This is a genomic window from Desulfovibrio sp. (genome assembly GCF_019422935.1).
Lineage (GTDB): Bacteria > Desulfobacterota > Desulfovibrionia > Desulfovibrionales > Desulfovibrionaceae > Desulfovibrio.
Window position 1 is genome coordinate 398,491 of record NZ_JAHZCJ010000001.1, and the last position, 15,335, is coordinate 413,825.

The following is a 15,335-nucleotide window of genomic DNA, read 5'->3' on the forward strand; positions in this document are numbered from 1 at the left end:
CGCCTTACCCGTTCCAACCCAGATCACGTGATATGTCTTTCGCGCAGGCAACAACACCGCGCGCAAGCTCCGGAACGGTATCGTCCGATATCTGCATGGACGCGCCAACAACCGAAATTGCTCCGGCCAGCGCGCCCCTTGCGTCAAATACAGGGGCGGCCACGCAACGCACGTCCGGCTCGTCTTCCCCATTGTCAAACCCCCATCCTTGTTGGCGAATGCGTGCCAGTTCCACACGTAGAGCCTCAGAATTGGTGATGGAAGTGGGGGTGGTGCCCACAAACGTTGTCCCGGCAATAATGGATTCGCGAATGCTGTCCTGCTGCCATGCCAAGAGGCACTTCCCAAGGGCCGATCTGTATAGAGAAAGCCTTTTACCCACGTAGGAACGTACGCTTATGGTACCCTGCGATTCAATTTTCAGAATATAGTAGGCAGAATCACCGTCCACTATGCCGAAGTGACAGAGTAAACCAGTGCGCTCCATAAGAACGGTAAGGTGCGGACGGGATATTTCGCGGACATCCAGCTGCGCCGCGGCTTTTTCTCCCAGGGCGATGAGCCTTACCCATAATCGGTAATTGCCTCTGTCATCCTGTTTTACCAGGCGGAGTTCTTGTAATTCTTTTAGCAAAAGGTAAGCAGTGCTTTTGGGCATGCCGGAATGTTCAATCAACTGCGCTGTGTTGGCTGAGCCTTGCTCCGCCAGACACTCAAGAATCGCCATAGTTCTTTGTAATGTTGACATAGATTTTTCCAATATTTTGGAATGAATTCCTAATTGTTGAACTAAACCTAGGATGCAAGAAGATTTGTGTCAAGCAGTCCGCTCTTTCCATAGCAAAACGTGAACTCTCGACATCCACGAAAAATAATTTTTTCATGATATTAGTAGAATAGACGCGGTGGTGTATGAGCAAGGCCGGTAAAGGACGCGTACAAAAAAAGTGAAACAGGCAACATACCCGTTGACGCTGGAGAGCAGCAGGAAATCCTGAAAGCGGAAGCATAACCCACGGGCATGGCTGCGGTCTTGCGCCGCAAATGCTTGTTGCCAGGATAGGGTTCAGATATACACAGACTGACTCTATTACTTACAGAGTCCCCCCATGATTCTTATGGGGAAAAGCGCAAAACCCATTTTGGATTGCGGCGCAGTCTGCATATGGCCGCAACCTTGGAGCAAAAAATGAAAACGCGTGTGGAACACGATTTTCTTGGCGAAATGAAAATTCCTGCCAATGCCTATTACGGCGTGCAAACCATGCGGGCTGTGCAGAATTTTAGCATTTCTGGCCGCACAATCTCCCAATGCCCTTCGCTGATAAGGGCTTTGGCTTACGTAAAAAAGGCTGCGGCCCTTGCCAATGCGGAACTGGGCGCATTGCCTGCAAACATAAGCAAGGCCATCTGCGCCGCATGTGATGAACTGCTGGCGGGCAAACTGCACGACCAGTTTCCGGTGGACACCATACAGGGTGGGGCGGGCACCTCTACCAATATGAACGCCAATGAGGTTATTGCCAACCGCGCTCTGGAAATCATGGGGCATGAAAAGGGCGATTACCAGTATTGCCACCCCAACAACCACGTCAACTGTTCCCAATCCACCAACGATGCCTATCCAACAGCCTTCAGGCTGGCTCTGTATGCCGATCTGACCAACCTTATGGAGCACATGCGGTATATTCAGGGCTGCTTTGCGCGCAAAGGCGTGGAATTTGCCGATGTGGTAAAGATGGGCCGTACCCAGTTGCAGGATGCCGTGCCCATGACGTTGGGCCAGGAATTTTCGGCTTACGCAACAACCATAGGCGAAGACATTCTGCGCGTTGAAAAGAATCGTAAGCTGCTTCTTGAAATCAACCTTGGGGCCACGGCCATCGGCACCGGCATCAACGCGCCTTCAGATTATTCGCGTATTGTCTGCAACCATCTCAGTAACCTTATCGGGCTCAATGTGGTGACGTCAGACAACTTGATTGAAGCCACATGGGACACAGGCAGCTATGTGCAGATTTCGGGTGTGCTCAAGCGTTTTGCCGTCAAACTTTCAAAAATCTGCAATGATCTTCGGCTGCTGTCTTCCGGGCCGCGCACGGGCATTAACGAGATAAACCTGCCGCGCCGTCAGCCGGGTTCCTCCATCATGCCCGGCAAGGTCAATCCCGTCATTCCCGAGGTGATCAACCAAATATGCTTTGACGTCATTGGCAAGGATATGACTGTAACCATGGCCGCAGAGGCGGGGCAACTTGAACTGAATGTCATGGAGCCGATAATTGCCCACACGCTTTTTTTGGCGGTGGAACGTCTGGGCATCGGATGCAGAACGCTTGGGGAAAAATGTGTGGAAGGCATTACCGCCAACAGGGAACGTTGCCTGGAACTCGTAATCAATTCCATCGGTATCGTGACCAATCTTGTGCCCGTTATCGGTTACGAAAAATCGGCGGCAATAGCCAAAGAAGCCCTGGATACCAATAAATCCGTCTCTGAAGTGGCGCTTGCACATGGCGTGATGACTGCAGAACAACTTGAGAAACTGCTTTCGCCCGAAAGCATGACCCGCCCAAGCCGCGCGCATCTGTAAAATACAACCTTGCGGATCAATGTTTTCGGTAACTTTTTGAAATGAAGGCGGTGGCAAGGCCATCAAAATGGAGCGGCTGTCATTCATGCAGTCGTGGAGAATTGAAACGCCGCCGAACGATTTTCATATAGCGACCGTTTGGCTGAACAGTAGTTAAGCTGAATTCTTCGGCAAGCCCGCCGCTCTGAGTCGCCATGCACCTTATCCAGACGATGCATGGCGACTCAGAGCGGCGGGCTTAAAAATATTTTGAGCGTATATCCTTCAGAATAAGGAATCCAGACCTGTTCACCAACACGCCTTTTAAGCCGGGCGTTCTCTTTCCTTAACTGGAGCCATTGCTGGTATCAGAGATACTCATTCCACAGAACAGCTGCGCCATTTGCAAAAGATCGCATCAGAAATACCATTTTGGCGGCCTTTTGGGCGTCTGATCTTTGGGGAAAAAAGGCGGAAAGGCACATTTCAAGCTTTGGGAAAACAAAACAGACGCATAACGGGTGGTTTTGATTTATCCCTCCCAATTGTACTTCCCAATAAATTGGTGGAAAAATTGAGAGAGACTATTCCTCGCAAAGCACAAAGGCATTCAACTGCTGAGGACAGCGCATAACTGACCACTGCACTACAAAAGGTTGTGTTTTATGTCAGAACGGCAAGGCTGCTAATTTAAATTCGGGAGAAAAAAGTTTTATTTCAAAATAATTATTTGAAATAAAAAGATATTTTTGATAATATCTGCAATTGACAGGCATGATGTTTTGCCACTCTACAGGGTGAAAAATCAGTTAAAATTATGAACCTGAAGTATGGTGCGAATTTCCGCAATACCTAAAAGGACAAAAAATTCCACTTAGCCTTCCGGAGCATTCATGGTTCATTATTTGTGCGGATATTGGGTGCGTTTTTGTCCTGCCTTGTTTCAGATTCTCCTTCTGTTTCTGTTTACATTAAGTATACCCGTTCATATCAATGCAGCGAGCGCTGACAGTTTTAAAACCAATGAATACTGGAAAAGCACAGGGTTGGATTTCATTCACGCTGCCGATGCATACGCTCTGGGATATACCGGGGCTGGCACCACGCTGGGTATAATTGACTCTTCCGTACGCGCCGACCACCCGGAGCTGGCTGGCAAAGTCATAATGATGGTCTTGCCGCTTGATGAGACCACGGGGCAGCTGTACGTGCCAAACTGGGCATACGATAGGCATGGCAGCCATGTGGCGGGCATCATGGCAGCCATGCGAAATGGTGTTGGTATGCACGGCGTGGCTTTTGACGCCAACCTTGTTTCGGCAGCCATGCTTGGGGGAGCGTACGGGAGCACAGAAAATCTTGTGACGCCTGATTTGTTGAGCCTCTTTGCTGCGTATCCGGAAATTCGCGTCATCAACAACAGTTGGGGTGCGGATTTTTACCCCTCGTTTGATCCTGCCAAAGACAATCCCGCAGTTGTCATAGCTGGCCAGGATAATGTGATCAAAGCGCTCTGCAAGCTCAGTGAGGAGTATGGCAAGGTCGTTGTGTTTGCTGCTGGCAACAGCACCAGGATAGCTCCCAGTGTTGAGGGCATGATGCCGCGTTATGTGCCAGATCTGAAAGGCTGGATCAGCGTGGTTTCCCTCAATATTGCCGGGATCACTACAGCGGCGGACGGAACACGCACCATTGGTCCGTCTGGGGTCAGTTATTTCAGTAACCTGGGGAGCAAAGCCTCTCTTTGGACCGTTGCGGCTCCCGGCAGCTATATCAATTCGCTCAATGCCACTACCAACGGCTACATGCTGGCCAGCGGCACAAGCATGGCAGCGCCCTATGTGAGCGGCACTGTGGGCCTGGTGGCGCAGGCTTTTCCCTGGATGACGGGCAAACAGCTGGCTGATGCTGTTTTGACCACTGCAGATAGTAATTTTTCAACGCCAACGCCCATTATTCAATATACTGTTGATCAATATGGTAATCCTAATAGGGTTATTGTTACAGCTATAGGCATTCCTACTCCGAATGCTGCGGACATAAAAGATTTGATTGACAATGTTTATCAAGACACCACAACGAGAGAGGCATTGAAAAAACTTGTCGTTGATGGCTATAGAGACGTGAACGAACTGACCAAGGAAGAAGCGTTTGGTCAGGGATTGCTGGATGCGGGCAAGGCCGTGCGCGGCATCGCCCGGCTGGATGCCAACCGTATGTCAGCTTCGGATGTGGTGACGTTGCCTGAATTGGGCCCTGGCAATTATGCGCTTGAAACGTTTGACACCAAGGGCTACTTCGCCGAATTCAGCAATGATATCAGCCAACGACAGTGGAAAGATGCCTACCATCACGACGAGTTCAAGGCCGGGGCGGACGCCACGGCCCTGGACAAGAAGAATGTGGGCTTGCGTAAAACGGGTGCTGGCCTGCTGGTTCTCAGCGGCGTCAATAGCTATTTCGGGGCGACCGTTGTTGACGGCGGGGGCCTAGCCGTAAGCAAAAGGGCAGACGGCACTGGCGGCGTGCTGCAAAACAGCGATGTGCTCGTGCGCCAGGGCGGTGTATTGCTGGGTGATGGAGAAATACAGAAGAAAGTCGTCAATTACGGAACTGTTGCTCCGGGATATCGCGGCCTGACGCTCACAGTAAATGACTACACCCAGACCGGACAGGGTACGCTGCAAATCGGTTTTAATTCCAGCAATCAATATTCTGTGCTCAGTGCGAACTCTGCAACTCTTGATGGAACCTTGCTGTTTTCTCCTTCGCCGGGATTTTATGCAGAGAACTATTCAATAAGTATGAACAGTGTGCAGGCAACAAGCTCCACAGGCACATTTAACAGCGTTGGGGTTAGTTCTTCTTCGCCAACATTGAATTTCAGCATCGCATCAAGCAATAGCCTCGGGTCGGCCCTGTTGGGTCAGCAACGTGCATCAAACGCGTACAGCCGTTATGCCGACAGTACCACCACAAGCCGTGTGGGCCGTGCTCTTTACCAGATATCAGGTCAGGCAACAGGCGACATGCAAAATCTGTTTCAGGCCCTGGACTGGAGCGATGCATCCGGCAGTGGCATTGCTCCGGCAATGGAGCAGTTGAGTCCCAACAGTTATGATGCAGTGGCTCGCGCCGGACTTGAAGCACAGCGGCAGCTCAATCTTCTTATGGTGCGGCGCTTTTTGGGGGCCAGCGGCCAACAAGGCGTGAGCGGTACTGGCGTGTCCAGTGGTGATGATGCCGCTGGCTGGCAGGCATGGGTGCTGCCCTTTGGCAGCTACAGCAACATGAACGCCAATGGCGGCTCAGCGGGCTTCACGGCGTCTGGCGCAGGGTCGGCCCTAGGTGTTGACCGCCTGTGGGAGAGCGGACTGACTGCAGGATTTGATGTGGCGCTCGCAGGCCGCCGCACGGAAATCCATAGTGCGGGTGAGGTAAGGGCGGAAACGCTGGCCGCATCTGTTGGCGGGCACGCGCTCTTCAAACCCCGCTGGTGGGATGGTGCCTATGTAATGGGCATGGCCCGCGTGGGCTTTGAGGATGTGCAAATGCAACGGGCCGTCAACTTCAATGGCTACGCGCGCAATCACAGTAGCAGCTGGACGGGCCTAACCGCAGATACGCTTGCTGGCGGCGGTAAGGACTGGAATTGGACAGCCGCCTGGGGCGGGGTGGAAGCTGGCCCTCTGACATGGCTGGAATATAGCCTGAGTTCCAGACCTGGATTTACCGAGGACGGCTCCGGGGCGTCCGCACTCAAGCTCGATGCCGCCACTTACAACAATCTTTCGTCAGTCTTGGGCACGCATGCAAATCTTGCCCGCACCCTGGATAATGGCACAACGCTCGCATGGGATACTCTGGTTGGCTGGCGGCATGACTGGCTTGACGGAACGTTCAGCAGCAGCGCCAGATTCAAGGGATACAACCCAGCTTTTGAGAGTCGGTCAGATATGCCGGGGCGGGACGCCATGCTGATTCACAGTAGTGTGCGGGCGAACCATATCAGTGGATTTTTTGCGCAGGTTGAGCTTGGGGCGGAGTTATTTCGTTCCCAGAGTTCTTCCTGTTTCGGCGGGTTCAGTTTTGGTCTGGAATTTTAACGGCTGCTTGCATGGTTCATTGCGGAAAACAGGGGGACCATTGTCTGCCGAACTGTACCGGCACGTTGGGCAAGGTAGGGGGATTCGGCATTTCCCATCGCCAGCAGGTCATCCACTCTATACGTTTCAATAATGAAGTTGCGCCTGCCGCTTCCAGAGGCTTGATTTCCGGCGTCTCAAAGTAGGAGCCGCATGGTGATTTGTCGAAAGAATGCCTGCGGTGGACGCTGCCAACCGACGCAGTTGCATTTCCAAACGATTTATTACGCTACGGGTGCCGAAAAATGCGGACACTCCACAGGCACACCACGCCGATCGACACGGAAGCCCCGTGCCCCATCACCTGAGCAAACGTTAGTACCACCGGATGTTCCATTGCTCCATAGGCCGCCATCTTCACGGTATACCCCGCAAGAGCGTCATCCCCACCACCAAAACGCCCTTCCGCAGGCCAAAGCCAGGGCTCTGGTCAAATAAACTCATCAGAACAAAAGACGCCAGCATTCCGATTAGTGTGCTGAGTACGTGGCAATTGCGTTCAATCTTGGCACATCTACACAGAAATGTACACCAGTGGAGGAGAACCGGAGAGGGGGACCTGCTCAAGGACTCTATTCAGATGGGCCGGGGAGCCCAGCCCGAAAAAGTGGCGCGGGAGATCCTATGGCTGGCGAGTGCTGAGGCCTCATTTGCCACAGGCGCGTTTCTCGTTGTGATTGGCGGAAAATAGAAATGAAAGTATGTATATGGGACAGAACCGGTGAGGCGGGGTCACTCGCTGCACGACTTCTGTTTCGCTTTTTTAATGCCTGAACAGGCACTTGCTGCGCTTTGATTTATACAGAAGTGTAAAGCCCTAACGCCTCTCCAACAAACACCGAAACGGAAGCGCAAAAAAGAAGAAAGCCCGCCAAGCTGTCAGCTTAACGGGCTTCTTTGAACTCTCTCTGAGTTCAAATGGTGCGAGGGCGGGAACATATTTATTGATTTAATAATATGAAATTATTTAATAATTATTTTTAATTTTTAAAAGTTGCCCCTAAAGTTGCCCCCTTTTATGTTCGGTGCCCTACTGGCGGGGGTATTGTGATGCCAAGGGGAGCACAACAAAAAAGTCGCCAGGTAAGAAGCAGCCTTTAACCTGACACAGCGGCGGATGTGCACTACCCACTCCGCTACGGCCCTGCGGACGAACCCCAGGGGCTTAAGCCACGCCGAGGGGGACTAGGCGATTACCAAGCAGGTTTAAAGCCTAGAACTTCGCACGCTTCACGCGTAGGACTCATTGAGGCGTGTTTTTTCAAACAATTCACGATTTCGTTTACTTTTTGTACTGGCAATGTCGATTTTACTTGAATCTTCCCAGTATCAATTGCAGCCTGAACGCTTGCAGTGTCCTGCGCGACAATACTTCTGGCTAGGTCGACCCAAGTATCCTTCTGAAACCCATGTTCGCCTTGCTTTATTAAAAACTTCTTGGGCGCGGGCTGACACCCCTTATTTTGACTGTCGCTACCATGCGATGTGACAATCACTAAGACGATCTTCTCTTTGGAAGGATCAGAGACAATGATAAATATCTTATTGGCATGTCCACCGTCAGCAAAAACGTGATCTGGGTTGTAAAGGACATCACCAATATTCATAGCGTTACCCGAACAAAGCTTCCATCATGCGGGCATCGTCTCTAACCTCATGGATGTAGGCTTTACCCGCATCATCCATACCTTCCAGAGCTAAGTCGTAATCAATGGGAGCCTTTGCTCCTATTTTTTTCAGGGTGATGTCCCAAGGATCGTTCCTTGTATGCGCGGCCTTGACAACAAGCACAGCAGAAAGGTCTTTGAACATTTCTGAAATATTTTTTAGCTCCTGAACTTCGCGACCCGTAAAATAATAATCTGAGAATTTGGCTTTAGGTAGCGCGCAAAGCTTTATTCCCGCAGCTTCATCGCGCGGGTCAGGCGTGACGTGGATACTTTTTACAACCTCTTTGAGGTTCATCCCAGCGTCTTCATTGTGGCGAAGTTCCCGCCATACGTCCGCAGGCACAGGCCCAAAATCCCATGCTTCGTAAGTTTCGCCAGTTAGAGATTCACCTGTAGCGCGATACAAACGAAAATCAAGATAAAACAAGAGTTTCATCAGCTTTGTTAAGCCGACAGTCTTGTCCTGCTGGACGAAATAAAGAACGGCGTTTTTGAGCTTTTCACGCCTGCGCTCTGCTGTGGTCATCAAGATGACAGATAAGACATCCGTGCAAAATATGCAAATTCTCCGTCAATCAGTTTGCACAAATTGTCCTTTTTGGAGTGCGCGCCGAACAGGCTTACAGCCACAAAAAACCCGGCCCATAATATTGAGCCGGGAATTTCATTTCAGGCCGTCAGGCGGTCATTGTGGGCTATTCTCTATGGGCCATGAGATTCAACCCGCCGAAGCAGTTTTTTGCCGCTGCTGTTGGCGGTACTGATCTGCCATCCATGTATCCATGTAGTCACTGACATTTTGCGAGGCGTGGGCCATTAGCGTGAACACGCCCTGTATGGTTTCCTTGTCGAGTTCAATGTTCGCATCAACCAGCCTCATCATGCCCTCAGCGGTTTTCGCCACGGCATCAGAGAGCAAGCAAGCCCCCATGCCGTCCATTTTGCTGGTAAGTTCCACTTCTCCATCGGGGTTCTGTGTGGCCCTATTCATGGTCAGCCCCCTTGCGTCCATTTTGACGTACTGGTGTCTGGCCGATTGCATCAATGGTCAGGTGCGACAGGTGCGCGAGGATTCGTTTCAGCCCCAAGCGCCCGCAGTCGGAGAACGTCAGGGGGGTATCCAAACGGTCTTCCATGTTCACGACTTCGGCAAGGAATGTTGAAAGCTCGTGGGCTTCCCAGAGCAGGGTTTGCAAATCGGGGTCGGATTCTTTGGCGAAGGCGTGCTTGCTGATAGTTTCGGAAGGAGATAAGGATTCCATAGCTGTGAACCTCCTGGGGTTCATGGTTAGGCTCGGTGGGGAACTGGTACTTCCCTGCCGGGCTGTTTTGTTTATTTGCCGCGCATGTAGTCGTCTAGGGCGGCTTTAGTGGTTCGCCATTCTCTGCCGACTTTTCGGGCCTGCACTTCCCCATTTTGAAAAAGCCTCAGCATAACATTGCGCCCAACGCGCAAGTATTCTTGTGCTTCTTCCAGTGTAAGGGGGCGGGTGCTCTTTTCCTCATCCGTCAATGGAGCGATCATTTTCCCTCCTTGTTTGTTGTGCTTTACTTTGGGCGATAAATTTGTTTATGTCAATTTAAAGTTGAAATAAGTTTTGTAAAGTTTACGTATAGCCCGTTATGAGACATGACCCAAAAACAAATCTTCAGGGATTATCAGCGTTTCACAAAATGGTCCAACGCACAAAAAATTATTGTGTTACGAACAGTGTGTACCGTGTCATGCGCTTTTCCGTGAAACAATCTGCCCTGCAAAGGTAGTGAGTAGATGGTTGTTTCTTCTAATGCGGGCTGATAGCAATGAACAAAGGGGAGGTTAATATGCAAAAGTTATTTTTCGCCTTGGCGTTTTTTTGCATGACCTGCACGGCTGTGAGGGCTGAAACGCTTTCCATGCAATGCCGCTATGATCTTGCAAGCTTCTTGGTATTTGAAGATGGAGCCTTCAAAGCGGAGACAGATAGCAAAGAAATGTCCTTTACGATCACGATTGATACGACCACAAATAAAGCCTACCTGACGGGAAATTCTGGTACTGCTGATTTGGCAATCATTAATCGTGAAGGGCAAATGTCTTTTCTTCAAGTTTCAGGAAATGGCCCCGCCATAATTACGACCCTGACGACTGTTTTCCTTAACCCAGCTCCTAATCAAAAGTTTCCTTCGCTGCATGCGCGGCAAAATCGATTTGGAGCGAATTACACAACAGCCCAATACACGGGGTATTGTTCTACTTTTTAAGAACCCCATATTTTGCGGGTGGGGTTCTTACTCATTCCATCCCCTAGTTTTCCCTAGTTTTCAATCTCAATTTTTTTCAACCAGTACGGCTGAGGTTTTATGAAGCTGGGGGAGGGGCAAATCTTGGGACTGTTTGGCTTTAAGACCGTGCGGTTTCTATTTGAATCTATTTTAGACAGAAATGGCCCGGAATAATCCTCTTCATGTGGGGATTACGCCGGGCCGTGGTGTTTGCGGGGGCTTGGGGTTTCGGGGTGGTCTTCCCTTTGCCGTGCCGATCGAACTGAAGGCGAAGCGAACAACGGATGAACAACAGATGAACCAAGAGCGAAGCGCGAACGAAGCTCGGATGAAGCTCGGAATAGCTAGCGTTTTACCGATGCCGCGCAGTACGCGCACGCGCGCGCGAGGCTTGCCGCAATAGGGTTGCCAACACTCGCTTTTCGGGCCGAAGATGCGACGCAATACGCGCGCACGCGCGAGGTTTAGGCTACGATTAGGAAGCGACACCCCAAACGACACCTAAAAAGAGCCGTTACACAGGGCGCTAGCCGCTCAAGCGGTCAGGCTTTCCAGTGTGGCTTGATACACGCCGGCAGGGATATTCACCGTCACTTCCTGCCCGGTCTTGGGGCAAATAACTGTTTGTCCTGTGTGCCGGGTGTCGAGGCAGTCCCAACAGGCTTGCCCGCTGTCAAAGTCCATTGCCGACGAACCGCCCTCATAGCGTTCACGCTGATACCGCAGCCCATGCCGCCGTATGTAGTCCCACACATCCGAGCGTTGCCAGTGCAGGAGAGGAGTAACCCGCACCCCGCCACCAGCCGGAGCGATGGTTTCACCCTGCCACGGCTCCCCTTGGTTCATATCGCTCGTAAACGCGCATTTCAAAATGTCACTTGACCTTTGACCCGTAACGAACATATTCCACGCGCCTTTTAGTCCTTGAGGGGCCAATGGTGCCGACAAGATTTCATGCCGTGCGCAAGTGAATGGGCCAGAATCGCCCCGCTTGTCTTTTGAGTGCAAGAGTGCGCTCGTTGAAAGAAGCTGCCCATTGAAGGCGTAAGCGCCGAGTAAGAGGAAGTCGTCACCGTTCTGGCAAAGCTGAAAACAGGTGGGCGGCATGAAAAAGGCGCACAAGTTTTGCTCTGTAAGTTCCTGCAAAGCCCATTTCCAACGCCAAGATGAACTCCCGTAGATATGCCCCAGAAAGATCACGGCAGGGGAAGAGTGAACTTGCCGCAACAGGTGAAGGGCAACTATGCTGTCTTTGCCCCCGCTCCAAAACATTGCCGGGCTGTCATGCTCTGCCAGGGCTTTTTCAATCGTCGCCAGTGCATCACGTTCAAGCTGATTCATGCGGCTTCACCTCCCTCAGTACCTTCACCATGCGCCCGAACCAGCGCGGCCAGCCGGGTTTGCTGTTCCTTCAAAAACTTCTCCAGCAGGCTATGAACCATGTATTCCCCACCTTCACGGCTCCCGCACCAGTGAATATGCAGGCCGTAGCGAATCGACCACGCGGCCAGGGTTTGCAGCAGGCTTTGCGGTGTCATGGCGCTGCGGTAGTTGTGGCGGCGCACATCGTCCATTGAGGATTCGATCACCAGCCCGAAGTATTCCAGCCCTCGGCCCCTCTCGCATTCGTGCTTAAACCGTTCCCGTCCTGCCGTGAGCGTTCCGCACAAGTCTGAAAGGCTCTTACGTTCAAGGGCAATGCGATCAGTCAGGCCGTGCAAGGAATAGTCACCAGTTTGCAGCGTGCCGACCTCCACGCTAACCCCCGCATACTTGGGGGCATTGAAGGCATAGGGGGCTTGTTCTCGGCTGTCTTGAACTATGCGCATGCCGTCACCTCCAAGAAAACCCGATTTTGATATGAATGAGCGTTCATTTTTTGCCCTCCCTTACACGACTTCGGGCCGGGTGCTTTTTGACGATTCTGTGGCCTGAAATGGCTTACTGTGCCGAGTGGAAATTGAGCCAAGCACATTCTTGCCCGCTGCGGTTTGCCTGAAATTGGCAGCCCGGCGTTTTTCTCTCGTTCCTGCCGTGACATTCGGGCTTTTGCCCATGCGAAACAGGAAGGCAGGGCAAGGGCCAGCGGCGGCGGTGTCGCCTTGGCAGTCGTCAACCTGCCCTTGGTTCCCGGCTTGGCATTCTTCAACGCAGTATGCGCGGATAGTTTTCAAGGGGCGGTGCTTCCCTGCGGGCAGAGCCACGCCCAGGCGGTAGGCGTAAAAGGGGCAGGCGGTGTGCTGGCATTCAGTCACGTTTGCGGAAACGCCGCCCTGACATTGCAGGCAGAACTTGCGAATAGCTTCAAGTGCGGTAAGTTTTTTCATGGCTGTATCCTTATGCGGCAAGCGCGTAGGTGGTTGAGTTGCGAGAAGCGAAGGCCAGAACATCGGGTACCCACTCCATGACGCTGGGAATGTCGGGATTAATGGGCCATGTCAGCGCGGCCCGGTGCATGTCGCCCAAGTCTTTTGCGCCCACGGCAGGGGTCAGGATTGCTTGCGGATAGGCTGCACTCCATCTCTGCCAGGCGACTTGCCCGCCTTCGTCATTGTCGGGGCAAGCCAGCAGCAAGGGCGCGGCCTGAATAAAAGCGTGGGTGTCGGAGTCCAGCCCCTTCATGTTGCCCATAAGGGCCACTGCGGCCAGTTTCCCGAATGATTCTTGCCAGACTAGGGCGGCATCAAGAGCGGATTCAACCAGAAGCAGCGGAAGCCCGGCACGACCAGCGACAAACGGCACGTTGCTGCTTCCCTGCACTTGCCAATATTTGGGGCGGCTTTCGGGGCGATCATCAGCACAGCGCACGGTTAGGGCTACGGTTCCGGCCTTCCGGCGTGTGGCAATGACAAGGCCCCGGGGCAAGATCAGTTTGTCGCGCTTGCCGCCGTCTGCCAGATCAACAACGGGCAAGCCCCAAGACTCACGCAAGATATAGCGATCAGCAGGGTTCCAGCCTATGCCGCAATCAAGCGCGGTGTACGGGGTCAGGAAGCGCCCGCAGATGGCAAGCAATGCTTCGGGGATAGTTTCAAGCCCACGCTGGCACTCAGCGAGAAACGCGGAGGCGCTGCCCATCCATTCCTTGCAGGGCATAACGGCTGGCTCAGGCTTGGGCGGTGCATAGGCCATCTGTGCCTGGAGCGCCGGACGGGGCCGGACATGTGTGCGCCGTGCAGATAGCAAGCTTGTGGTGTGTTTCTGCTCAAGGCCCAAAGCTGCGCAGGCTTCGGGGTAGCTCATGCCCATAAACTCGCGCATGAACTGGATGCCGTCACCCTGAGAGCCGCACCCACGGCAAAGGTAAGCTCCACCGCGCGGCCTGTCGGGCCAAACAATAAAGCGATCTTCGCCGCCACATTGAGGGCAAGCCCCGGCGAATTCATGCGGCCCCTTGGGCTTCATGGCAGAAGCAAGAAAAGTCAGAATGCTATTCATGGGACAGCCCCCCATCACCTAAGCCGGACAGATGGACAGGGTCTAAAGACCCCTGTCCGTGTCCGTCCGTCTGTTTGGTGCTTTGGGCAGCAAGACATGTCCGGCCAATGTCCGGCAATTGTCCGTGTCCGGCTAATTCCTTTGTGCTGTAATAATCATTAGTTACAAAAATTAGCCCACGACTGACCAATTCTTTCCTGCCACGGTCAAAGGCTCGGCACTTCGTGTCCGGCTTGTCCGCCGTATGTCCGGCATAAAAAATCGGTCGCCAATCTTCCAAGTGGACAGAATCAGCCCCCGCCGCTTCAAGGGCAGCACAAAGGCTATCCAGGGTGTAACGCTGATTGTCCGCCAAGGGCTTTTCGTCCTGCACGGCTTCCCCATCGGGCAACGCCACGCAGCTTGTGATCCTGTCGCCGTCTTCATCTGGCCCAAGGTCAACCACGGCCAAGCGGAATGGGTGCTTTTCGCCTTCACCGCCGCCATCTTTTACTTTGACTGCTTTCCATTCGCGGCTTTGGCCGTTTCTGGTGGCCTCAATACAACAATCCCAACTTGGTAACTGTGTGGACGAACCTCGCGCCCCACGGGTTAGGTCTTTGCCCGCATGGTGAACTAGCAGAACAAAACAATCCTTGCGGGCGGCAAGCTGTTTGCAACCTTCGATAAGCAAGGTCATGTCGTCAGTGCGGTTTTCATCAAGTCCCACGCTGGCGCAAGCCTGTGTATCCACAATGCAAAGACAACCATCGGGAAGGCTGGCCGCGATAGCTTCAAGGTCTTCCGGCTTGTAAAACGTGGTGGGGGCGGTTCCTATACTTAGGTTCGGGGGCAATTCTTCGCCGTGATAGGCGATATACGCGGCAAGGCGGTTGCGCGTGCCTTCTTGGCCCTCAAGGCTAAAAATGGTCACTGGCGCGGCCTTGGTCTTATGGCCGTACCAAACAGCCCCACGGGCCACATGTACGGCAAGATCAAAGCTCAGGAATGATTTACCCGCCGTGCTTGCCCCGTATATCTGGCCAATACCCCGCGCAGGGATTAACCCTTTGACACGCCAGCGCAGCGGGGGGCATTCCAGAACAGTGCCCACGCTTACCAGAGGATAAGGGGTAACGGCAGATTCCGGCGGGGTCTGCGGTTCTTCCTTTACCGGGGTTGCAGCTAGAAAGTCCGCTTGAGCCTTGGCAATTGCGGCAGTGTGATCGGGGGGGCAATTGTCAGAAGTTTGTGCCATTCGTCACC

At 52.7% G+C, this 15,335-nt stretch carries 14 protein-coding genes; 3 read left to right on the forward strand and 11 right to left on the reverse strand.

The features are described 5' to 3' along the window. Window positions 1–4: 4 nt before the first annotated feature. On the reverse strand, window positions 5–748 hold the full coding sequence (locus tag QZ383_RS01755; protein WP_291442509.1) for an IclR family transcriptional regulator: 744 nt from the start codon (window positions 746–748) through the stop codon (window positions 5–7). 441 nt (window positions 749–1,189) lie between these two features. On the opposite strand from QZ383_RS01755, the gene aspA reads away from it, so the two are divergent. Then, window positions 1,190–2,593, forward strand: coding sequence for an aspartate ammonia-lyase (gene aspA, locus QZ383_RS01760; RefSeq protein ID WP_291442510.1), 1,404 nt, complete (start codon window positions 1,190–1,192; stop codon window positions 2,591–2,593). Window positions 2,594–3,618: 1,025 nt separating this feature from the next. Next, a complete protein-coding gene (locus QZ383_RS01765; protein WP_291442511.1) occupies window positions 3,619–6,678 on the forward strand; it encodes a S8 family serine peptidase in 3,060 nt (1,019 codons plus the stop codon). Window positions 6,679–7,910: 1,232 nt separating this feature from the next. On the opposite strand, the gene QZ383_RS01770 is transcribed toward QZ383_RS01765, so the two are convergent. The 5 genes from QZ383_RS01770 to QZ383_RS01790 form a co-directional block, all read right to left on the reverse strand. Then, window positions 7,911–8,324, reverse strand: coding sequence for a hypothetical protein (locus QZ383_RS01770; protein WP_291442513.1), 414 nt, complete (start codon window positions 8,322–8,324; stop codon window positions 7,911–7,913). Between the two features lie 4 nt (window positions 8,325–8,328). Then, window positions 8,329–8,913: a Panacea domain-containing protein gene (locus tag QZ383_RS01775; protein ID WP_291442921.1), complete on the reverse strand. Its 585-nt coding sequence runs from the start codon at window positions 8,911–8,913 to the stop codon at window positions 8,329–8,331. 192 nt (window positions 8,914–9,105) lie between these two features. Continuing rightward, complete coding sequence (locus QZ383_RS01780) at window positions 9,106–9,378, reverse strand: hypothetical protein (RefSeq protein WP_291442515.1); 273 nt, start codon at window positions 9,376–9,378, stop codon at window positions 9,106–9,108. Continuing rightward, window positions 9,371–9,649: a hypothetical protein gene (locus QZ383_RS01785; RefSeq protein ID WP_291442516.1), complete on the reverse strand. Its 279-nt coding sequence runs from the start codon at window positions 9,647–9,649 to the stop codon at window positions 9,371–9,373. Before QZ383_RS01785 ends, QZ383_RS01780 begins: the two co-directional genes overlap by 8 nt. Before the next feature lie 71 nt (window positions 9,650–9,720). Continuing rightward, on the reverse strand, window positions 9,721–9,912 hold the full coding sequence (locus tag QZ383_RS01790) for a helix-turn-helix domain-containing protein (protein ID WP_291442517.1): 192 nt from the start codon (window positions 9,910–9,912) through the stop codon (window positions 9,721–9,723). A gap of 299 nt (window positions 9,913–10,211) precedes the next feature. Between QZ383_RS01790 and QZ383_RS01795 the strand changes: the two genes are divergently transcribed. Further along, the gene (locus QZ383_RS01795) at window positions 10,212–10,631 is read left to right on the forward strand and encodes a hypothetical protein (RefSeq protein WP_291442519.1); all 420 of its coding nucleotides are present in this window, start codon (window positions 10,212–10,214) and stop codon (window positions 10,629–10,631) included. A gap of 555 nt (window positions 10,632–11,186) precedes the next feature. On the opposite strand, the gene QZ383_RS01800 is transcribed toward QZ383_RS01795, so the two are convergent. From QZ383_RS01800 to QZ383_RS01820, 5 genes are read right to left on the reverse strand one after another with little or no spacing between them, the layout of a single operon-like run. Beyond that, the gene (locus QZ383_RS01800; RefSeq protein WP_291442521.1) at window positions 11,187–11,993 is read right to left on the reverse strand and encodes a phosphoadenosine phosphosulfate reductase family protein; all 807 of its coding nucleotides are present in this window, start codon (window positions 11,991–11,993) and stop codon (window positions 11,187–11,189) included. Then, a complete protein-coding gene (locus QZ383_RS01805) occupies window positions 11,990–12,481 on the reverse strand; it encodes an ERCC4 domain-containing protein (protein ID WP_291442523.1) in 492 nt (163 codons plus the stop codon). The genes QZ383_RS01800 and QZ383_RS01805 overlap by 4 nt, the downstream gene beginning before the upstream one ends. Before the next feature lie 60 nt (window positions 12,482–12,541). Beyond that, complete coding sequence (locus QZ383_RS01810) at window positions 12,542–12,979, reverse strand: hypothetical protein (RefSeq protein ID WP_291442524.1); 438 nt, start codon at window positions 12,977–12,979, stop codon at window positions 12,542–12,544. Window positions 12,980–12,989: 10 nt separating this feature from the next. Next, complete coding sequence (locus QZ383_RS01815) at window positions 12,990–14,090, reverse strand: primase-helicase zinc-binding domain-containing protein (protein WP_291442526.1); 1,101 nt, start codon at window positions 14,088–14,090, stop codon at window positions 12,990–12,992. Beyond that, window positions 14,083–15,327, reverse strand: coding sequence for an AAA family ATPase (locus tag QZ383_RS01820; RefSeq protein WP_291442527.1), 1,245 nt, complete (start codon window positions 15,325–15,327; stop codon window positions 14,083–14,085). The genes QZ383_RS01815 and QZ383_RS01820 overlap by 8 nt, the downstream gene beginning before the upstream one ends. Window positions 15,328–15,335: the final 8 nt, after the last annotated feature.